Annotated in this window: 20 protein-coding genes; 4 read left to right on the forward strand and 16 right to left on the reverse strand. The window is 56.5% G+C overall.

The genetic code is table 11. The features are described 5' to 3' along the window. Positions 1 to 113 precede the first annotated feature (113 nt). The 6 genes from odhB to sdhC form a co-directional block, all read right to left on the reverse strand. Entirely contained in the window at positions 114 to 1,349 is a 1,236-nt protein-coding gene (gene odhB, locus KDX30_RS19490) for a 2-oxoglutarate dehydrogenase complex dihydrolipoyllysine-residue succinyltransferase (RefSeq protein ID WP_027900897.1), read from the reverse strand. A gap of 41 nt (positions 1,350 to 1,390) precedes the next feature. Then, entirely contained in the window at positions 1,391 to 4,222 is a 2,832-nt protein-coding gene (locus KDX30_RS19495; RefSeq protein ID WP_095096968.1) for a 2-oxoglutarate dehydrogenase E1 component, read from the reverse strand. 260 nt (positions 4,223 to 4,482) lie between these two features. Continuing rightward, complete coding sequence (locus KDX30_RS19500; protein ID WP_027900895.1) at positions 4,483 to 5,187, reverse strand: succinate dehydrogenase iron-sulfur subunit; 705 nt, start codon at positions 5,185 to 5,187, stop codon at positions 4,483 to 4,485. A gap of 11 nt (positions 5,188 to 5,198) precedes the next feature. After that, the gene (gene sdhA / locus KDX30_RS19505) at positions 5,199 to 6,971 is read right to left on the reverse strand and encodes a succinate dehydrogenase flavoprotein subunit (RefSeq protein WP_027900894.1); all 1,773 of its coding nucleotides are present in this window, start codon (positions 6,969 to 6,971) and stop codon (positions 5,199 to 5,201) included. Positions 6,972 to 6,974: 3 nt separating this feature from the next. Next, positions 6,975 to 7,343 carry a succinate dehydrogenase, hydrophobic membrane anchor protein gene (gene sdhD / locus KDX30_RS19510; protein WP_027900893.1) on the reverse strand — a complete coding sequence of 123 codons (369 nt, stop codon included), beginning with the start codon at positions 7,341 to 7,343 and terminating at the stop codon, positions 6,975 to 6,977. Further along, complete coding sequence (gene sdhC / locus KDX30_RS19515) at positions 7,337 to 7,711, reverse strand: succinate dehydrogenase, cytochrome b556 subunit (RefSeq protein WP_080238188.1); 375 nt, start codon at positions 7,709 to 7,711, stop codon at positions 7,337 to 7,339. The genes sdhD and sdhC overlap by 7 nt, the downstream gene beginning before the upstream one ends. A 362-nt stretch (positions 7,712 to 8,073) precedes the next feature. Here sdhC and gltA point away from each other — a divergent pair, with 362 nt between their 5' ends. Next, positions 8,074 to 9,363, forward strand: a complete 1,290-nt coding sequence (gene gltA, locus KDX30_RS19520; protein ID WP_027900891.1) for a citrate synthase — start codon at positions 8,074 to 8,076, stop codon at positions 9,361 to 9,363. 277 nt (positions 9,364 to 9,640) lie between these two features. Here gltA and KDX30_RS19525 read toward each other — a convergent pair whose 3' ends face one another. The 9 genes from KDX30_RS19525 to KDX30_RS19565 all read right to left on the reverse strand — a co-directional run bounded on the left by KDX30_RS19525 (position 9,641) and on the right by KDX30_RS19565 (position 16,920). Next, positions 9,641 to 10,246, reverse strand: coding sequence for an START domain-containing protein (locus KDX30_RS19525; protein WP_122708786.1), 606 nt, complete (start codon positions 10,244 to 10,246; stop codon positions 9,641 to 9,643). Positions 10,247 to 10,311: 65 nt separating this feature from the next. Continuing rightward, a complete protein-coding gene (locus KDX30_RS19530; protein ID WP_122708787.1) occupies positions 10,312 to 10,569 on the reverse strand; it encodes a YkgJ family cysteine cluster protein in 258 nt (85 codons plus the stop codon). Positions 10,570 to 10,654: 85 nt separating this feature from the next. Then, complete coding sequence (locus KDX30_RS19535) at positions 10,655 to 11,272, reverse strand: translation initiation factor 2 (RefSeq protein WP_231677246.1); 618 nt, start codon at positions 11,270 to 11,272, stop codon at positions 10,655 to 10,657. A gap of 117 nt (positions 11,273 to 11,389) precedes the next feature. Next, positions 11,390 to 12,829 carry an aminotransferase-like domain-containing protein gene (locus tag KDX30_RS19540; protein ID WP_122397135.1) on the reverse strand — a complete coding sequence of 480 codons (1,440 nt, stop codon included), beginning with the start codon at positions 12,827 to 12,829 and terminating at the stop codon, positions 11,390 to 11,392. A 215-nt stretch (positions 12,830 to 13,044) separates the two neighbouring features. Next, entirely contained in the window at positions 13,045 to 13,860 is an 816-nt protein-coding gene (locus tag KDX30_RS19545; protein ID WP_122708789.1) for an OmpA family protein, read from the reverse strand. Continuing rightward, positions 13,857 to 14,183, reverse strand: coding sequence for a DUF4398 domain-containing protein (locus KDX30_RS19550; RefSeq protein ID WP_231677247.1), 327 nt, complete (start codon positions 14,181 to 14,183; stop codon positions 13,857 to 13,859). The genes KDX30_RS19545 and KDX30_RS19550 overlap by 4 nt, the downstream gene beginning before the upstream one ends. Before the next feature lie 75 nt (positions 14,184 to 14,258). Then, positions 14,259 to 15,083 (reverse strand): substrate-binding periplasmic protein, encoded by an 825-nt coding sequence (locus tag KDX30_RS19555; protein WP_231677248.1) that lies wholly within the window; start codon positions 15,081 to 15,083, stop codon positions 14,259 to 14,261. A 155-nt stretch (positions 15,084 to 15,238) separates the two neighbouring features. After that, positions 15,239 to 16,168 (reverse strand): electron transfer flavoprotein subunit alpha/FixB family protein, encoded by a 930-nt coding sequence (locus tag KDX30_RS19560; RefSeq protein ID WP_231677249.1) that lies wholly within the window; start codon positions 16,166 to 16,168, stop codon positions 15,239 to 15,241. Between the two features lie 2 nt (positions 16,169 to 16,170). After that, complete coding sequence (locus KDX30_RS19565) at positions 16,171 to 16,920, reverse strand: electron transfer flavoprotein subunit beta/FixA family protein (RefSeq protein WP_027900882.1); 750 nt, start codon at positions 16,918 to 16,920, stop codon at positions 16,171 to 16,173. Between the two features lie 155 nt (positions 16,921 to 17,075). On the opposite strand from KDX30_RS19565, the gene KDX30_RS19570 reads away from it, so the two are divergent. After that, complete coding sequence (locus KDX30_RS19570) at positions 17,076 to 17,420, forward strand: hypothetical protein (RefSeq protein WP_231677250.1); 345 nt, start codon at positions 17,076 to 17,078, stop codon at positions 17,418 to 17,420. Between the two features lie 14 nt (positions 17,421 to 17,434). Continuing rightward, positions 17,435 to 19,090 (forward strand): electron transfer flavoprotein-ubiquinone oxidoreductase, encoded by a 1,656-nt coding sequence (locus KDX30_RS19575; protein ID WP_231677251.1) that lies wholly within the window; start codon positions 17,435 to 17,437, stop codon positions 19,088 to 19,090. Between the two features lie 74 nt (positions 19,091 to 19,164). On the opposite strand, the gene KDX30_RS19580 is transcribed toward KDX30_RS19575, so the two are convergent. Further along, the gene (locus tag KDX30_RS19580; RefSeq protein WP_027900879.1) at positions 19,165 to 20,070 is read right to left on the reverse strand and encodes an AraC family transcriptional regulator; all 906 of its coding nucleotides are present in this window, start codon (positions 20,068 to 20,070) and stop codon (positions 19,165 to 19,167) included. A gap of 178 nt (positions 20,071 to 20,248) precedes the next feature. Between KDX30_RS19580 and KDX30_RS19585 the strand changes: the two genes are divergently transcribed. Beyond that, positions 20,249 to 21,301 carry an NAD(P)-dependent alcohol dehydrogenase gene (locus tag KDX30_RS19585; RefSeq protein ID WP_095097008.1) on the forward strand — a complete coding sequence of 351 codons (1,053 nt, stop codon included), beginning with the start codon at positions 20,249 to 20,251 and terminating at the stop codon, positions 21,299 to 21,301. Positions 21,302 to 21,314 lie beyond the last annotated feature (13 nt).

The following is a 21,314-nucleotide window of genomic DNA, read 5'->3' on the forward strand; positions in this document are numbered from 1 at the left end:
GTATTACAGACGAGCGTTGCAACCTGTTCATTAGGATGTAGCGACGGCCAAAGCTTCAGCGCCAAACTGCTTTTACTTGCAGCTTGACGCTTGCGGCTTGCAGCTGTCGTGAATCAGATATCCAGCAGCAGACGAGCTGGATCTTCCAGCAGGTTCTTGATGGTCACCAGGAACGTCACAGCTTCTTTACCATCGATCAAACGGTGATCGTAGGACAGAGCCAGGTACATCATTGGACGAATCACAACCTGACCATTGACCGCCATCGGGCGCTGAATGATGTTGTGCATGCCCAGAATGGCCGCTTGTGGCGGGTTGACGATTGGCGTCGACATCATCGAACCAAAAGTACCACCGTTAGTGATGGTGAAGGTACCACCGGTCATTTCGTCGATGGACAGCTTACCGTCACGGGCTTTCTTGCCGAAGGTAGCGATGCCGCCTTCGATTTCAGCCAGGCTCATCTGCTCTGCGTTACGCAGAACCGGAACCACCAGACCACGGTCGCTGGAAACCGCAACACCGACGTCGGCATAGCCGTGATAAACGATGTCGGAACCGTCGATCGATGCGTTGACTGCCGGGAAGCGTTTCAGCGCTTCGGTAGTAGCCTTGACGAAGAACGACATGAAGCCCAGGCGTACGCCATTGTTGGACTTCTCGAACAGGTCCTTGTACTTCGAGCGCAGCGCCATGACTTCAGTCATGTCGACTTCGTTGAAAGTGGTCAGCATCGCCATGTTCGATTGAGCTTCAACCAGACGCTTGGCAACGGTGGCACGTACGCGAGTCATCGGTACGCGCTTCTCGGTGCGGTCGCCAGCAGCGACGACTGGAGCAGCGGCAGCGGCTGGCTTGGCGGCAGGTGCAGCAGCAGGCGCGGACTTCTTGGCTTCAACAGCAGCAACCACGTCTTCCTTGGTCACACGGCCGTCTTTACCAGTGCCTTTGACGCTGGCGAGGTTGATGCCGTTTTCTTCAGCCAGTTTGCGAGCAGCAGGAGCAGCAACCGAATCTTCGTCGCCAGCAGCTGGAGCAGCGGCCGGGGCAGCTGCTTGAGCCGGAGCAGCAGCAGGTGCAGCAGCGGCAGCCGGAGCAGCAGATGCAGTAGCGCCACCGTCCAGAGTTGCGATCAGCTCGTTGGAGAGGACGATTTCGCCCTCGCCTTTCACGATCGATGCCAGCACGCCGTCAGCTTCAGCCAGTACTTCGAGGACAACTTTGTCAGTCTCGATGTCAACCAGCAGCTCGTCACGTTTTACCGCTTCGCCCGGCTGTTTGTGCCACTTGGAAATGGTGCCGTCGGCAACTGATTCCGGGAAAGAGGGGGCTTTGATCTCGATAGCCATTATCTGTAATTCCTTAATTCGGTTTCTAATGCGCGAAGGCGTTAAACAGTGAAGGCATCTTGCAGCAGTTTTTCCTGCTGCTCGGCGTGCATCGAAGCGTAACCACATGCAGGCGCTGCAGAGGCGTCACGACCGGCATACTCGAGGACGAGGTTGCGGTTGTGATTGCCAACGCTGCGACGCAAGTGGTGCTGGCTGCTATACCACGCACCCTGGTTCATCGGTTCTTCCTGGCACCACACTACATTCTGCAGGTTGGTGTAAGGCGCAATCGCCTCCATCAGGTCGTCTTCCGGGAACGGGTACAGCTGCTCGATACGCACGATGGCGATATCTTCGCGGCCTTCGGCACGGCGTTTTTCCAGCAGGTCGTAGTAAACCTTACCGCCGCACAGCACCAGACGGGTCACCTTGGCGGCATCGAGGGTGTCGATTTCCGGGATCACGGTCTGGAACGAACCTTCGGCGAGATCTTCCAGGGTAGAAACGGCCAGCTTGTGACGCAGCAACGACTTTGGCGTCAGGACGATCAGCGGCTTACGCAGCGGACGGATGACCTGACGGCGCAGCAAGTGGTAGATCTGCGCCGGTGTAGTCGGTACGCACACCTGAATGTTGTGCTCGGCACAACCCTGCAGGTAACGCTCAAGACGTGCCGACGAGTGCTCTGGCCCCTGCCCTTCATAACCGTGAGGCAGCAACATGGTCAGACCGCACAGACGGCCCCACTTGTGCTCGCCGCTGGTGATGAACTGGTCGATAACCACTTGCGCACCGTTGGCGAAATCGCCGAACTGGGCTTCCCAGATAACCAGCGCATCTGGCTGAGTCGTCGAGTAGCCGTATTCGAATGCCAGCACGGCTTCTTCCGAGAGGAAGGAGTCATACAGATCGAAACGTGGCTGACCGGCATACAGATTCTGCAGCGGGATGTAAGTCCCGGCGTCTTTCTGATTGTGCAACACAGCGTGACGGTGCGAGAACGTACCGCGGCCGATGTCCTGACCCGTCATGCGGATCGGGTGACCTTCGAACGCCAGGGTTGCGTACGCCATGGTTTCGGCGTAACCCCAGTTGATCGGCAGGCCGCCAGCTTGCATCTTCTGACGGTCTTCGTAGATTTTCTGAACCTGACGCTGAACCACAAAACCTTCTGGCAGCTCCATCAGCTTGGCTGACAGTTCCTGCAGAGTCTTGAGGTCAAAGCGGGTGTCGTGACGTGCAGTCCAGGCGTGACCCAGATACGGACGCCAGTCCACGAACAGCTCTTTGTTTGGCTCTTTGACCAGACTTTTCACAACATGCAGACCGTTGTCCAGCGCGTTGCGGTAGTCGTCGATCTTGGCCTGTACGCGAGCCTCGTCCAGAACGCCGGCCTTGATCAGGCTTTCGGCATACAGCTCACGCGTGGTGCGCTGCTTGGTGATTTGCTGGTACATCAGAGGCTGAGTGCCGCTCGGCTCATCCGCTTCGTTGTGACCGCGACGACGGTAGCAGACCAGATCGATAACCACGTCACGCTTGAACTGCATGCGGTAGTCGATAGCCAGTTGGGTCACGAAAACGACGGCTTCAGGGTCATCACCATTCACATGGAGAATCGGCGCCTGAATCATCTTGGCAACGTCGGTGGCGTACTCGGTGGAACGCGAGTCCAGCGGGTTGCTGATGGTGAAACCCACCTGGTTGTTGATGACAATGTGGATCGTGCCACCCGTCTTGAAGCCGCGAGTCTGCGACATCTGGAAGGTTTCCATGACCACGCCCTGCCCTGCAAAAGCAGCATCACCGTGGAGGGAAATTGGCAGAACCTTGTCACCGTTCGGATCGTTACGACGATCCTGACGGGCGCGAACCGAACCTTCAACCACCGGAGAGACGATCTCCAGGTGAGACGGGTTGAACGCCATGGCGAGGTGAACTTCGCCGCCAGTGGTCATTACGTTCGAGGAGAAGCCCTGGTGGTATTTAACGTCACCGGAACCCAGCTCGACTTTCTTCTTGCCTTCGAACTCGTCGAACAACTCGCGCGGGTTTTTGCCGAAGGTATTGACCAGCACGTTCAGACGGCCACGGTGGGCCATACCGATAACGATTTCCTTGGTGCCATAAGAACCAGAACGCTGGATCAACTCGTCCAGCATCGGGATCAGGCTCTCGCCACCTTCCAGACCGAAGCGCTTGGTGCCCGGATACTTGGTGCCCAGATACTTCTCAAGACCCTCTGCCGCGGTGACGCGCTCGAGCAGATGGCTCTGAATTTCGGCAGAGAAAGCAGGACGGCCACGGACACTCTCAAGACGCTGCATGAACCAGTTGCGCTGCTCGGAATCCACGATGTGAGTGAATTCGGCGCCGATGGTGCGGCAATATGTCTTATGTAGGGCGTCCTGGATTTCACGTAGGCTCGCTTCCTCTTTGCCAATGAACAAGTCACCGGCACGGAAAGTGGTATCCAGGTCAGCGTTGGTCAACCCATAGTGATTGATCGACAGGTCAGCTGGCGCCGTACGTTGCCACAGCCCCAGCGGGTCGAGCTGGGCAGCCTGATGGCCGCGCATACGGTAAGCCTGGATGAGCCGCAGTACTTCGACCTGCTTCTTTTCATGCTCGCTGCTCACGCTGCCGGCGGATACCGGTTGGGCGCGGCGCTGGTTTTTCGCCAGCAACACGAAATGATCGCGAATCGTCGAGTGCGATACATCGGTGGCAGAGTTGCCGTCAGCGGGCAACTTCTGAAAGTAGGTGCGCCATTCCTCTGGCACAGCGTTAGGGTCGTGCAGGTAGAGCTCATAGAGCTCTTCCACATAGGCAGCGTTACCACCGGAAAGGTGGGCACTGTTCCACATGCGCTGCATCACGCTTTCTTGCATGCTTGGTCACCCTCGGTAAGGGGACACCACCGGCGAAGACACCACAGCAAACCTGAGATAGTCATGTGCAGCGACTGTATCAAGCCACTTAGGATCACGCAGATAGTCCGGGTACCAGCCCGGATGCCCCTGCTGGTCTTATTTCTTCAAAATAAGAGCCGCAGCGTTACTCGCTGCTGCTCAGGTTAAAACTACGGCGCCGGTTGAAGCCTGCGCCGCAGCGGTTACGGGTATTACGGCATTACGATGTAACAGTCAAATCAGACGCCGTTTTGCAGAAGCATGTTGCGCACGTGACCGATAGCCTTGGTTGGGTTAAGACCCTTCGGACAAACGTTGACGCAATTCATGATCCCGCGGCAGCGGAATACGCTGAACGGGTCATCCAGCGAAGCCAGACGCTCGGCGGTCTTGTTGTCACGGCTGTCAGCCAGGAAACGATAGGCTTGCAGCAGTGCAGCTGGACCGAGGAACTTGTCCGGGTTCCACCAGAAGGACGGGCAGGAAGTCGAGCAGCAAGCGCATAGAATGCACTCGTACAGACCATCCAGCTTCTCACGCTCTTCAGGAGTCTGAAGACGTTCGATGGCCGGAGCCGGGGTATCGTTCAACAGATATGGCTTAACCTTCTCGTACTGCTTGTAGAAGATGCTCATATCAACAACCAGGTCACGTATCACAGGCAAACCAGGCAGTGGACGCACCACCAGCTTGTTGCCCTTGACCACGGCGGACAGCGGCGTGATGCACGCCAGGCCGTTCTTGCCGTTGATGTTCATACCGTCGGAGCCGCAAACACCTTCACGGCACGAACGACGGTAAGAGAACCCTTCATCCTGTTCCTTGATCAGGGCCAATACATCCAGCACCATCAAGTCTTTACCACCGGTATCAACGTCGAACACCTGGGTTTTAGGCGCAGAGTCGCTGTCGGGGTTGTAGCGATAAACTTCGACTTTCAACATAGCGGCCACCTTTAGTAAGTCCGAATTTTCGGTTCAAACGCCGGTACTGTCTTCGGCGCAAAGTTGACTGCACGTTTGGCAACCCGCTTCTCGCCAGGGAAGTACAGGGTGTGGCACAGCCAGTTTTCATCGTCACGATCTTCATAGTCTTCGCGAGCATGAGCACCGCGGGACTCTTTACGCACTTCTGCAGCAACTGCAGTAGCTTCGGCAACTTCCAGCAGGTTCTGCAACTCGAGCGCTTCGATACGCGCCGTGTTGAAGCCCTGGGACTTGTCGTTGATCTTGACATTGCCAATACGAACGCGCAGATCAGCCAGCTGAGCGATACCTTTCTGCATATATTCGCCGGTACGGAACACGCCGAAGTAGTTCTGCATGCAGCTTTGCAGCTCGCGGCGCAGAGTAGCGACGTCCTCACCTTCGGTACGCTCGTTGAGGCCATTGAGACGGCTCAGCGCGGCATCGATATCGGTTTCGCTAGCGTCCGCATATTCAATGCCTTCGGTCAGCACTTTCTCAAGGTGCAGGCCGGCAGCACGACCAAATACCACGAGGTCGAGCAGCGAGTTACCACCCAGACGGTTGGCACCGTGCACAGATACGCATGCTACTTCACCTACAGCGAACAACCCGGGAAGGATCTGATCGTTGCCGTCAGCATCCTGGGTCATGGCCTGACCATGAATGTTGGTGGCAACACCACCCATCATGTAGTGGCAGGTAGGCACAACAGGTACAGGAGCAACGACCGGATCCACGTGCGCAAATGTCTTCGACAGCTCACAGATGCCTGGCAGACGGCTGTGCAGCACTTCTTCGCCCAGGTGATCTAGCTTCAACATCACGTGATCGCCATCAGGACCACAGCCATTACCCGCGATGATTTCCTTGACCATGGAACGCGCAACAACGTCACGACCAGCAAGGTCTTTCGCGTTCGGCGCATAGCGCTCCATGAAACGCTCACCATGCTTGTTGATCAGGTATCCGCCTTCACCGCGGCAACCTTCTGTGACCAGTACACCTGCGCCAGCAATGCCGGTTGGGTGGAACTGCCACATTTCGATGTCCTGAACAGGAACACCGGCACGCAGTGCCATGCCGACGCCGTCACCGGTATTGATGAGGGCATTGGTGGTAGAGGAATAGATACGGCCAGCGCCGCCGGTGGCCAATACAGTCGCCTTGGCGCGGATGTACATGGTTTCGCCGGTTTCGATGCAGATCGCAATCACACCCACGAACGCGCCGTCCTGGTTCTTCACCAGATCAACTGCGTAATACTCGTTCAGAAAGGTGGTACCTGCTTTCAGGTTGCCCTGATAGAGGGTGTGCAGCAGGGCGTGACCTGTACGGTCGGACGCCGCGCACGTACGCGCAGCCTGACCGCCCTTGCCGAAATCCTTCGACTGACCACCAAACGGACGCTGGTAGATACGGCCCTGCTCGGTGCGCGAGAACGGCATGCCCATGTGGTCCAGCTCATAAACTGCAGCCGGGCCTTCCTGACACATATATTCGATAGCGTCCTGGTCACCGATGTAGTCGGAACCCTTAACGGTATCGTACATGTGCCAGCGCCAGTCATCGTTTGGATCGGCAGAAGCGATCGCGCAGGTGATGCCACCCTGAGCAGAAACAGTATGCGAACGAGTCGGGAAAACCTTGGTGACTACGGCGGTCTTGTGGCCGCCCTGAGCCAGCTGCAAGGCAGCACGCATGCCTGCACCGCCGCCACCAATAATGATGGCGTCGAATGAAAGTGTATTTATGTTAGCCATGGATCAGATACCCCAAAGAATCTGCACACCCCAGACGAAGTAAGCGAACATCGCAACGCCGCAGACTGCCTGGAAAAGGAAACGCACAACCGTCGCCGACTTGCCCAGCGCCATCGGCGTCAGGTAGTCAGTTGCGATGGTCCACATGCCGACCCAGGCGTGAGCGCCCAGAGCAACGAGGGCCAACAGGCTGAAGATGCGCATTGCAGTGTGGGAGAACAGACCGTGCCACTGGGCATAGTCGATGCCCGGATGCGCGACCAGGTATCCGATCAGGAAGATGAAATAAGCCGCGAGCACGACCGCAGATACGCGCTGCGCCATCCAGTCATAGAGGCCCGAACGCGACAGGTTAGTGACGTTGGTTACCATATCCATACTCCCGCCAGAACGATTACCACCACGGATACGGCGATAACGATTTTGGAGCCCAGCTTGCCGCCTTCCAGCGTCTCGCCAATGCCCGCATCCATGATCAGGTGGCGGATGCCCGCTACCAGGTGATAAAGCAGGGCGGACAGCAGAGCCCAGATCACAAGCTTGGCCAGCGGACTGGTCAGATACGCTTTAACTTCACCGAAACCTTCTTCGGAACTCAGCGACTTGTCCAATGCATACAGCATGATGACGAGGCCGACAAAGAGAATGACTCCGGAGACACGGTGAAGAATGGACGTGTAAGCAGTGACTGGGAGTTTGATGGTCCTTAGGTCTAGGTTTACAGGTCGTTGGCTTTTCACGGCTTTATTTCACACTTGAAGAGCCCCTAACTATCAGGGCAAATTATTGGGAAGTGCACTGGTCAGGTACCCACCACCCAGGGAGTGACGACCTCCGGTATACAGGCCCTAAAGCCCCTGGCGGTCGGACGCCGAGTATAGACAGTTAGGTTACTAATGACAACGCAGAGAGGGCCCTCAAATAGGTGATTGCGCTGGCCGGATAAAAAGCGTAAGTGACAGAATGTCGCAGGGTAAATCAAGCCTGAAAGCCTTCTGGAACACGACTTTAGGCAAATTGACTTTAGATTTTATCTAACTATAGTGGTGCGGGCCCTGCGTGGGGGGCCGTCTGATGATTTGAAGCATAAACAGGAGGCCACATGGCTGATAATAAAGCGCAGTTGATCATCGAGGGCGCAGCCCCCGTCGAGCTGCCCATTCTCACCGGCACCGTAGGCCCCGACGTGATCGACGTACGTGGTCTCACAGCCACCGGCCGCTTCACATTCGACCCAGGCTTCATGTCGACCGCCTCTTGCGAGTCGAAGATCACCTATATTGATGGTGACAACGGGATCCTGCTGCACCGCGGCTATCCGATCGAACAACTGGCCGAGCAATCGGACTACCTGGAAACGTGCTATCTGCTACTGAACGGCGAGCTGCCAACCGCCGAGCAGAAAGCCCAGTTCGTTGTTGTCGTGAAAAACCACACCATGGTTCACGAACAGCTCAAGACCTTTTTCAACGGCTTCCGCCGCGACGCTCACCCGATGGCGGTGATGTGTGGTGTGGTGGGTGCCCTCTCAGCGTTCTATCACGACTCTCTGGACATCAATAATCCACAGCACCGTGAAATCTCGGCCATCCGTCTGGTCGCCAAGATGCCGACGCTGGCAGCAATGGTTTACAAGTACTCCATGGGCCAACCCATGATGTACCCACGCAACGACCTGAGCTACGCCGAGAACTTCCTGCACATGATGTTCAACACACCGTGCGAGATCAAACCGATCAGCCCGGTGCTGGCCAAGGCCATGGACAAGATTTTCATCCTGCACGCCGACCACGAACAGAACGCCTCGACGTCCACAGTACGTATGGCGGGCTCTTCGGGCGCCAACCCGTTCGCTTGCATAGCAGCCGGCATTGCCGCGCTCTGGGGCCCGGCACATGGCGGCGCAAACGAAGCCGTGTTGTCCATGCTCGATGAAATTGGTGATGTGTCGAACATCGACAAGTTCATCGCCAAGGCCAAGGACAAGAACGATCCGTTCAAGCTGATGGGCTTCGGTCACCGGGTTTACAAGAACCGTGACCCGCGCGCGACCGTGATGAAGCAGACCTGCGACGAAGTTCTCAAGGAGCTGGGCATTACCAATGATCCGCAACTTGAGCTCGCCATGCGCCTGGAAGAGATCGCCCTGACCGATCCTTACTTCATCGAGCGCTCGCTATACCCGAACGTCGACTTCTATTCGGGCATCATCCTCAAGGCAATTGGCATTCCGACCAGTATGTTCACCGTAATCTTCGCTCTGGCGCGGACTGTCGGCTGGATCTCCCACTGGAAGGAAATGCTCTCCAGCCCGTACAAGATTGGCCGTCCACGCCAGCTGTACACCGGCTACGTGTCTCGCGATATCGTGCCACTGGAAGATCGCAAGTAAGCTTCATGCTGCAACTGAAAAGGGCTGCCAATGGCAGCCCTTTTTTGTTCCGCCGTCCCAGCAGGAGTTGACCCGGTGTCCTTGACACCACGCTGTCGCGTAGAAAACGGAGACCTGTAGGAGCGCGCTTGCCCGCGATTCAGTCTGTCTGTCGATGCATATATTGCCTGTACTAACGCGATCGCGGGCAAGCGCGCTCCTACAGGGAAAAAGCATTTAAATTCAGTAAGTTATGTTTTTTGATGCTCGTGCGCCCCTACAAAAAAGAGAGGGAAGCCTACTTCTCAGCCCTTTCCCGCAACGCCTTCAATGTATTGAACGGCGCCTCCACCACGAACTTGTTGGCCAGCCATGAAGGCACGCTGCCGCCTGGCTCGGTGTGCACCTGATAGGTCACCTGCGTCTTGTTCGGCCCTTGCGGCACGAACTTCCAGAAGCCGTCGACTTGCGACACCCTTACAAAGCCTTTTTCTTCGGGAATGTAGGTGGGTACTTCCTGAAGTTTACGGGTCAGACTGCCGTCAGCGCCCTCTTCCGTCGTCACCAGTAATACAGAATCACGAGGCGTCACCGGCCAGGGTGTATTGATCTGAGTGTATGTCCAGGCCTGATTACCCTCATGCTTGAGTACCTTCTGCGACTTGCATTCGTGAATCCAGGCGCAGGCACCTGCAACATCTTCCTGAAGACTGCGCAACTTCGCGACGCTCGCGTTGATGACCGTCTCTCCGCGATAAGCCTTGTACTGAGAACCAGGCACTTCGCTCAGCGAAACCTTGATCCCGGCCTCGTCCTTCGCAACTTTCCAGTCATCAGCCTGAGCACCAGCGGCCACGAGAACAGTCAACCCACAGACAACAGCCATTCGATGCAGCGAACTCATTGTTGTATTCCTTATTGTTGAAGTTCCAGCGAATCAATTCTGTTTTACGGCACAGATCAATCAACTCAAGCAACTGCTGTGGCTTCCTCCCACCAGGTAATCAGACGGATCGCATCAGCCTGGTCAACGCCACAGACATCCTGAGCCGCCTTGAACTGGCTACACACCGCAGGGCGGTCCGGCTGACCAAAGATAGCGCACAGCATGTCGAGCGAGAGATGCAGACAGCGTTCGCCTGCAGGCTTGCCGTCCGGCATGCCTGGAATGGGAGATGTGATAGAAGGCGCGATGCAGCAAGCACCACAGCCTGAGCGGCAGTCCATGACCAGCACCCTGACAGAAAAAATTGAAGTGAGGATAGTAACCGCTGAAACGCGCGTTTGAAATGCCCGGTACTACTGCAAGGTGCTACTGCCTGAATTTGAAATCCAGAGCAGCACCTTCCACATCCCGGCGACTGTCGTTACGCATTTGCAAATCCATTTCATTGCTCAAGATGCGCCCATTGAGCTCGAAAGGATCATTACCAGACGCACGCTTATCGCCGAACATCGGCGGCAATATGGGCTTGCGTGGCTTGGCTTTGGCCGTTCCGGCAGGTTGCAGCTCTTCAGCCAGCTCAGGAGGCAGACTCAAATCAAGCTTTGCGTTGTTCAGACTGGTGTCCTTGAGTGTTTTCTTACTTTCTGCCACCGACTTGCGTTTCGCCGCATCGCTCTTTTTTTCCTTCGCAGTCTTTGCAGCAGGCGCTTTGGCTACTTCAGTCTTGTTCTGCTTACTGGCAGGCGCAGCATCACCGTTGGTCGCAACCGGAACCACCGGCACATTCGGCGCCAACTCATGCAACTGTGATTTGGCGGGCTCGGAGGCTGACTTTGGGGCCTCAACCACTGGCGGGCTGACAGCGGGTTTCGCTGGCGCCTGAACCTCGGCGGTCACCTTGGGCTTGGGTGCAGCGTCCTTCTGAGCATCACAGGCACTCAGAAGAACGACAACCGACAATGCAATGCAACGAAAAACATTCATAGGGCAGAAATGGCAAAGGCAGAAAACAACATGCTGGCCTGTTGCACGTCCAATAACAAGACGGAGATTCAACCCACAGACGACAACACTATGTCTGCAGGACCTACATAGATGACCTCAGTAGAGCTCAACCGTTTCCTGGCATAACTGTTTGGCCAGCATTCCGAGCGTCATGAGCGCTCTTTCTGCTTCACGATTCCACGGAATGCCACAGTTCAATCGAATGCAATGGTTGAACTGTTCTGTATTGCTGAAGATAAGGCCCGGCGCAATGCTGATCCCTTGCTCAAGCGCCCGGATGTGCAATTCCTGAGTGTTGACTCGCCCTGGCAAGCTGACCCACAGGATAAATCCGCCCAGCGGTCGGCTCATCTGCGTGCCCTCGGGGAAGTACTGCTGCACCGCGAGCTGAAAAGCGCTTAGGTTCTTCCGGTATTCCACGCGAATGAAACGCAAATGCCGGTCATAGCCGCCATTTTCCAGATAGGCGGCAACGCCCATTTGCGTGACGCTACACGCCGAATGAGTACTGAATATCTGCAAGCGCTGAATTTCAGCCTGATATTTGCCCGCAATCATCCAGCCGATACGCACGCCGGGGGATAGGGTTTTGGAGAAGCTGGAACAATAGATAACGCGCCCCAGACGATCAAAAGCCTTCAACGCCTTGGCTCGCCCCTGCTCAAACATCAACTCGCCATAAATATCGTCTTCAACTACTTGAATATCGAAGTCCGAGGCCAGCCGCAGCAAGTGCTTCTGACGCTCTTCGGGCATAGTACTGCCCAAAGGATTACTCAGGCGCGAAGTCAGTACCAATGCCTTGATCGACCACTGATTGGCGGCCAGTTGCAGCGCTTCAAGACTAATGCCCGTTTGGGGGTCACTGGGAATCTCAATAACCTTGAGCCCCAGAAGATCAGCCAGTTGCAGAAGCCCGTAATAACTTGGCGATTCCGCTGCGATGAGATCACCAGGCCGCGTTACTACCCTTAAGGCCATCTGCAAGGCATCCACACAACCATGGGTGATCACCACGTCAGCTGGATCAACCACTACGCCTGCATCACGCATACGAATGGCAACCTGACGACGCAGGGGTTCGAAACCCGGGCTGAACATGTAGCTGAAGGCTCGCGGACTTTGAAAACGCGTCACTTTTGCTATCTGCTGATGCAGGGCCCGCACCGGCAAGTAGTCGACATGAGGCACCGCAGCGCCCAGAGGAAATACCCCTTCCCGGCGCGACTCCATCAAAACCTGCTGGATGATGCTGCTGCGCGTCACCAATCCCGGCCTTTCGACACGGGCGATATCGGGTGTCGGCGCGGTCAATGCCGGAGTCTGGTGCACGTAATAGCCAGACTGTGGCCGGGCGCGAATCAACCCCTGATCCTCCAGATTCGCATAGGCCTGCAAGACGGTCGCATGACTCACATTCAACTGCGAACTCATCTTGCGCACTGATGGCACACGCTCGCCGGGCTGATAAACGCCACGACGAATGTCTTCAGCCAGTTGCTGAGCGATTTTCTGGTAGAGCAGAAGGTTGGTCATGACGCAGCCTCGGTACCGCTGGCGACTTGCTTTTGTAGGAAGATAGTCGATTTGTCACCAGAACAGTTGTGAAGTGTACTGGGACAGTTTCCCGCAGGGCTAGCCCCGGTGCGCGCTGATTAAAAAACTTATCAGGCAAAAACGCCAAATCATCAGGTTTTCAGGCCAAAAAAAATCGACACCCGAAAACAGGCGTCGATTTTTTTCAAATTTTCTCAGCGATTAGGGCCGAGCAGCCCTTTCGAATCAGAAAAAACGATCTCGACCCGGCGGTTTTTCGCGCGCCCACGTTCAGACGCGTTGGCCTCCACAGGATATTCATCACCGTAGCCTTGGACATGGATGCGTTTCTCATCAATGCCCAGATCCGTTAGCACGTCGGCCACTGCCTGCGCACGCTCCTGAGACAAACGCAGGTTTTCCTGCTTGTCGCCGACGTTGTCGGTGTAGCCTTCAATCCGAACCACGCGCTTGGGGTTGAGCTGCAAAAATTGCACGACCTTGAGCACCGTCCGGTTAGCCGAGCTTTTGAGTTCAGCATGACCGGTGTCGAACAATACGTCGCCCAATGTCATGACCAGACCACGCTCGGTCTGTGTGGTAGCAAGGCTGACAATCTGGTCTTCCAGCCACTGACCGTGTTGCTGGGCACTGGCCAGCTTGGCTTCACGCAGCGCCAATTGAAGACGCTGGCGCTCCATCTCCTGCTTTTCCAGACGCTCGGTGTTGAGCAGCAAATTGGCGTGCTCCCGGGCGATTTCACTGTATCGGCTGCTGAGATAAGCGTAATGGGCCACATCACTGCCGCTGCCCAGATAACTCGACAGGCGCTCTGCCTTGCCCAGCAATTCACCCGCCCGCACTACGTCCTTCGGGGCACTGCGCAGAACATCGCTGTCTTCCTTGACCTTCTGAAAGTCAGCATTGGCCTGTTGCAAAGCCTGTTCGCTGCCCTGATGACCTGCGCAGCCGTAGAGTCCGGCCGAGCCCAGCAGCAGGCAAACGCTCAATGCACGGGGAACAAGGTTCATTGGCCCTCCCCCAACTGCTTGCGCAGACGATTGAGGCGGGTATTAAGTTGGGTGACCTGCGCCTCGCTCTTTTCAGTCAGAACCCGTGCTTCCGCCAGACGCGCATCCAGCTCAGCCTGCTCGGCCTGCATGCGTGCAGCCTTGTACGACTCGTTGGTCATGTCGGATCTAGCCTGAGCCAGTTTCGATTCCGCCATTTGCATCTCTGGCTCCTCGTCGACAGCACCGACGGCCTTGGCCTGGGCCACGGCCTTTTCGGTCAGTTTCATCTGCTCGATGGGGGCTGGATCATTGGCGCAGCCAGCCAGAGTAACGAGTGCCATGGCGGCCAATAAGGGGCGTCTTTTTACAAAAGAAGTCGCTAGACAGGTCACAAAAGAAATCACAAAAAAACATTCCTACTTGTTTGGGGCGCTGGCCGGCTGCAGTAGTTGAGCCTTCCAGGTTTCCAGATTGCGTTTGATTGCTTCGCCCGACAGGCCTGAGGCGGCCGATTCTGTCATCTTTTTCGCCAATTGTCCGCGAAGCCAGGGATCGTTGCAGGCCGAGTTGAACGACAAGGCAAGATACAGACCCGGCTGGTCAACCGGTTGTGGACGCGCCACCAGATCCTTGGTCAGGCCCAACGTCTGCACCATCGCCATCCCCGGATAGCGACTGGCGAGAACGTAGTCCACCTGCCCCAGCATCAATTTTTGAAAGGCTTCAGTCAGATTAGGGAGGCGCTCAAGGGTCAGTTGCGCCTTGACGGCTGCATCGAACGCCTGGGTCATCCGGATTCGTTCGGATGCCGCACCTGTGTGCCCATGCAGATCAGCCAGCGTATCCAGTGGCAGCGATTGATCCTGACGCGTCCAGACCATGATTTCATTCTGGATCAGCGGCGGATGGATGTAATCCAGCGCGTCAAGTTCGGCCTGACTCAGTGGCGCGTCGACCAACATGTCCATGCGTCCGCTACGCACTTCTTCAAGCGCCTGACTGCGCTTACCGGCGTAGAGCACTTCGACCTTGATCCCAAGCTCATGCGCCGCCTGCTTGAACAGATCAGCACTGGCGCCCATCAAGTGTTTGGGGTCTTGAGGATCACGCCACAGGTAAGGCGGCGCATCCGGGCTGCCGGTCACGATCAGGCGTTCACACTTACCCGCCGCCATTGCGACGCCGGGCCCTGCAAGCAAACCGATGACAAGCGCAGCAAGCAGCCTGTTTGACTGAACCATGGGAAAACCTTTTTTGCTTCAGGACTTTTTCAAGGCTTTAAAACAGCCAATAAAAAACCCGCTCGCCCGGACCCTATGAACTCGCACTGACTGCGATGCTCACCGGCCGAAACGAACGGGACTTTATAGAAGCACTTATAAGCGAAGCATCTGGATTAGACCAGCTTCTCCAGCTCAGGAATGGCTTCGAACAAATCAGCTACTAGGCCGTAATCAGCGACCTGGAAAATAGGCGCCTCTTCGTCCTTGTTGATCGCCACGATGACTTTCGAGTCTTTCATGCCCGCCAGATGCTGGATCGCGCCGGAGATACCCACCGCGATGTAAAGCTGAGGCGCTACGATCTTGCCGGTCTGACCGACCTGCATATCGTTCGGCACAAAGCCTGCGTCCACTGCAGCACGGGAAGCACCAACAGCGGCGCCCAGCTTGTCAGCCAGCGTGTACAAGTGCTTGAAGTTGTCGCCATTCTGCATGCCACGACCACCAGAAACGACGATCTTGGCAGCGGTCAGTTCCGGACGATCAGACTGGGCCAGCTCTTCGCCGACAAAGCTCGATTTACCCGCGTCGTGAGCGGCAGAAACCGCTTCAACCGCAGCCGAGCCGCCTTCAGCAGCAACAGGATCGAAACCGGTAGCGCGTACGGTGATCACTTTGATCGAAGCCGAAGACTGCACGGTAGCGATGGCGTTACCGGCGTAGATTGGACGCTTGAAGGTGTCCGCCGACTCAACCGAAATGATCTCGGAGATCTGGTCGACGTCCAGCAAGGCAGCAACGCGCGGCAGGATGTTTTTACCATTGGAAGTAGCAGCGGCCAGAATGTGGCTGTAGCTACCGGCCAGCTCAACGACCAGCGGAGCGATGTTTTCCGGCAACTGATGGGCGTAGGCGGCGTTATCAGCGACCAGGACCTTCGATACGCCCGATACCTTGCCAGCGGCGTCGGCAACACCCGAAGCGCCAGCACCGGCAACGAGTACGTGAATGTCGCCGCCAATGTTGACAGCAGCCGCCACAGTATTAAGCGTGGCTGGAGCCAGTGTAGCGTTGTCGTGTTCAGCGATTACCAGGATAGTCATGGTTAGATCACCTTCGCTTCGTTTTTCAGTTTCTCGACCAGTTCAGCCACCGACTTGACCTTGATACCTGCGCTACGTGCAGCAGGCGCTTCGACTTTGATGGTCTTGGTGGTGGATGCAGTGGAAACACCCAGAGCATCCGGGGTCAGCACTTCAAGTGGCTTCTTCTTGGCTTTCATGATGTTTGGCAGCGACGCGTAGCGCGGCTCATTCAGACGCAGGTCAGTGGTCACCACTGCTGGAAGGCTCAACGAAACGGTCTGCAGGCCACCGTCGATTTCGCGGGTCACGGCAACCTTGTCGCCGCTGACTTCAACTTTCGACGCGAAAGTGCCCTGAGCAAAACCGCTCAAAGCGGCCAGCATCTGACCAGTCTGATTGTTGTCGCTGTCGATCGCCTGTTTGCCGAGGATGACCAGCTGTGGCTGTTCCTTGGCAACGACCGCGTTGAGCAGCTTGGCAACGGCCAGAGAATTCAGCTCATCGGCGCACTCAACGAGGATGGCACGGTCGGCACCCAGAGCCAGCGCGGTACGCAATTGCTCCTGAGCGTTGGTCGGACCAATGGAAACAACGACGATTTCAGTCGCAACGCCTTTCTCTTTAAGGCGTACGGCTTCTTCCACAGCGATTTCGCAGAAGGGATTCATCGACATCTTGACGTTAGCGAGATCGACGCCGGAGTTGTCCGCCTTGACGCGAACCTTGACGTTATAGTCGACCACTCGTTTGACAGCTACTAGAACCTTCATGGATTCCTCGTTTCTCTCCGGTGAAAAGAAAGTCGCCCGGTGCAGCACCCGGCGATGCATATGTACCCGTGAAGCAACCTCTGGAAACAGCCGTATTCGTACAGAACGAACGGTGACCTTAATAAACAAGCCACCTAAACAGGGATAAACGCCAGATGCCGCACATCTGGGTAATGCAGGCGTGTAAACTTTGCACCCGCAATAATCGTGACCTGGATTGTCTGCAACGCGCTCGTAACGCCTCAGAGGTGCAGTTCAGGCGATGTTCAGCCTACGGCGAGCGCAAAACCGTCCGTATCTTGACCGCAAGCCGTTATGCGGTCAATACGACAAAACCGCCAGTCATGAGCCGCGCGTCTGCGTTTTATCTGGCCTGCGGCCATTTCAAACAAACGTTTGTATTGGCCCTGCCGGGTGGTGTAGATATACTGCGCAGCATTAAAAGATGTGGGTTACTGATGCCCCGCACCGCTGCATATAAAAAATACTGTGAGCCTTGAGTAGGAGATAGCCTGTGGAACGCGAATTTATGGAATTCGACGTCGTCATCGTCGGTGCCGGCCCCGCCGGGCTTTCTGCCGCGTGCCGTCTAAAACAAAAGGCTGCTGAAGCCGGTCAGGAAATCAGCGTCTGCGTGGTGGAAAAAGGCTCCGAAGTTGGCGCACACATCCTCTCTGGCGCAGTGTTCGAACCCCGCGCGCTAAACGAATTGTTCCCGGACTGGAAAGACCTCGGCGCGCCGCTGAACACTCCAGTCAAGCGTGACGACATCTACGTCCTGCGCAGTGCCGAAAAATCAGTGAAAGTCCCGGACCTCTTTGTGCCCAAGACCATGCACAACGAGGGCAACTATATTATCTCTCTGGGCAATCTGTGCCGCTGGCTGGCCCAGCAGGCCGAGAACCTGGGCGTTGAAATCTACCCGGGCTTTGCTGCCCAGGAAGCGCTGATCGATGAAAGCGGCGTAGTACGCGGCATCATCACCGGTGATCTGGGTGTCGACCGCGAAGGTCAGCCAAAAGACGGCCTGTACACCCCTGGCATGGAATTGCGCGGCAAGTACACGCTGTTCGCCGAAGGCTGCCGTGGCCACATCGGCAAGCAACTGATCAAACGCTTCAACCTTGATACCGACGCTGACGCCCAGCACTACGGCATCGGCCTGAAAGAAATCTGGGAAGTTGACCCGGCCAGACATGAACAAGGTCTGGTGGTGCATACCGCAGGCTGGCCGCTGGACGACGAAAACATGGGAGGTTCTTTCCTTTATCACCTGGAAAACAATCAGGTGGTCGTGGGCCTGATCGTCGACCTGTCGTACAGCAACCCTTACCTGTCTCCGTTCGACGAATTCCAGCGCTACAAGCACCACCCGGTAGTTTCGCAGTATCTCGAAGGTGGCAAGCGCATCAGCTACGGCGCACGAGCCATCTGCAAAGGCGGTCTCAATTCGCTGCCGAAGATGGTCTTCCCGGGCGGCGCACTGATCGGTTGCGATCTGGGCACACTGAACTTTGCCAAGATCAAAGGCAGCCACACAGCCATGAAGTCCGGCATGCTGGCCGCTGAATCGGTAGCAGAGGCGTTGTTGGCGGGCAAGGAAGGCGGTGATGAGCTGAACACTTATGTCTCAGCCTTCAAAAACAGCTGGCTGCACGAAGAGCTGTTCGCCAGCCGCAACTTCGGCCCGGCCCTGCACAAGTACGGCGCAATCATGGGCGGCGCGTTCAACTTTGTTGATCAGAACATCTTCGGTGGCAAGCTGCCGTTCACGCTGCACGACACCAAGCCGGATTATGCCTGCATGAAGCTTGCAGCAGACTCGGCGAAGATCGACTACCCGAAACCCGACGGCAAACTCAGCTTTGACAAGCTCAGCTCGGTATTCATCTCCGGTACTAACCACGAAGAAGAACAGCCGTGCCACCTGAAGCTGACCGACCCAAGCATCCCGATTGGCAAAAACCTGCCGCTGTATGACGAGCCCGCTCAACGTTACTGCCCGGCTGGCGTCTATGAAGTGGTGACACAGGAAGACGGCGAGAAGCGCTTCCAGATCAATGCCCAGAACTGCGTGCACTGCAAGACCTGTGACATCAAGGACCCTTCGCAGAACATCACGTGGGTGACACCGGAAGGCAGCGGCGGCCCGACGTATCCTAATATGTAACAGAGCAGCTGCAGGTTTTTAGCTGCAAGCTAAAAGAGAAAAGCCCCCTTACGGGGCTTTTTTTGTATCGCAAATCAAGCCGGAATTCGCAGCTGCAGCCCCTCTTCGCCCGGGTTCCGGTCAAAGTAGCGTTTGTACTCACGACTGAACTGCGACGTGCTTTGATACCCGACGCAATGCGCAACCTGCGCCACTCCCATCCCTTCGGCAATCAGCATTTGCTGGGCCTTGAGCAGACGCAGACGTTTCAGATACTGCACCGGCGACAGCAAGGTGCTGCGCTTGAAATGCTCATGGAAGGTTGAGGCACTCATGTTGGCCTGCCGTGCCAGGGTTTCCACATTCAACGGCTCGGCGTAATGGCTATGCAGATACGCCAGCGATGCTGCAACACGCGAGAAATGGCTCTGCTGGGCGACCAGCGCACGTAACACCCCGGCTTGAGGACCGCGCAACGCGGCATACAGCACCTCGCGCAACCGCGACGGACCCAGTACCTGACAATCCAGCGGATCGTGCAGGCAGCGCAACAATCGCTCGACACTTTCCCGCATCGGCGCATCCAGCAACACCGACGTCATGGACTCCGGAGTCTGCGCTTCCACAATCTGATCCGGCATTGGCCCCATGGCCTGCACCAGCTCACCCAGCATCACCCGGTCAATCGCCACAGAAACGCCAAACAATGGCGCCTCAGGCGTGGCAAAGGTTTCGCACATGAACGGCACCGAAAGCGCCTGAACCAGATAATGCCCGGCACCATAATCGAAGGTTCGTGTACCCAGGCTCGCCAGCTTGCCGCCCTGGGCGATGATCATAAGGCTCGGCTCGTAGATCTGCGGGCTGCTTGCAACATAGGTAGAGAGCGACACTACGTTGACTTCGGGCAGCAACGTCGGCACGAAACCTGGACGCGTCGCCAGTGGCTTGATAAGAGAAACAAGGGTGGCATTGGCATCGGTTTGATGAGGCAACGACATGGGGCACCGGGCGGAGGATTAGACAGCTGCATGATCGCAGAAATGCCACATGTAGCAACATCAAACCCAAAACCTCCGGAGGATCAGGCATGAGTCGCGGAGGAATGGTCATGGCCCTGAACCCTGCCTTCCCGCAAACTGGTCAGCCTCAATTATTCATTGCCTTGCGAGGTTCACCATGTACACAGCTATCGGTTATGCCGCTCAATCATCGACCGCGCCCCTCGCCCCCATGTCCTTCGAACGCCGCAGCCCGCGCCCGGATGATGTGGCCATCGAAATCATGTTCTGCGGCGTCTGCCACTCCGACATCCACCAGGCCCGCGACGAGTGGGGCTTCGCTGCTTACCCACTGATGCCCGGCCACGAGATTGTCGGCAAGGTGACGGCAGTCGGTGCAGATGTCAGCAAGTACAAAGTCGGCGATCTCGTGGGTGTTGGCTGCATGGTTGACTCCTGCCGTACCTGCGACGCCTGTAAAGCGGATCTGGAAAACTACTGCCAGAACGGCATGACCCCAACCTATGCCGGGCAGGACCGCATTGACGGCAGCCTGACCATGGGCGGCTACTCCGACAGCATCGTGGTCAGCGAGCGTTTCGTGGTGAGCATCCCTGAAAAACTGAACCTCGCCAGTGCAGCACCGATTCTGTGCGCAGGTATTACCACCTACTCGCCGCTCAAGCACTACGGTGTGAAAGCTGGTGACAAGGTTGGCGTATTGGGCATGGGTGGTCTGGGCCACATGGGCATCAAATTCGCCAAGGCGATGGGCGCTGAAGTCACCCTGTTTACTCGCTCCGCCAGCAAGGCAGAAGAAGGTCGTCGCCAGGGTGCTGATCACGTGGTTATCTCAACCGACGAAGCCCAGATGCAAGCGGTTGCAGGGACATTCAACTTCCTGCTGGACACCATCCCGGTGCAGCACGATCTCAATCCCTACCTGCAGACACTACGCTTCGATGGCGTGCACATTCTGGTCGGGCTGATCGAGCCTGTAGATCCGCCGGTGAACGCAGTGAACCTGGTCATGTCCCGCAAGGTACTGGCTGGCTCGATGATTGGTGGCATGGCCGAAACCCAGGAAGTGCTGGATTTCTGTGCCGAACACGACATCACCTGCGACATCGAAATGCTCGACATCCGCAACATCAACGAAGCGTTCGAGCGTGTCGTAAAAGGCGATGTGAAGTATCGCTTTGTGATTGATATGGCGACGTTGAAAGCCTGATCGATTGATCGCT

It is taken from the genome of Pseudomonas quasicaspiana (genome assembly GCF_021147825.1).
Classification (GTDB): domain Bacteria; phylum Pseudomonadota; class Gammaproteobacteria; order Pseudomonadales; family Pseudomonadaceae; genus Aquipseudomonas; species Aquipseudomonas quasicaspiana.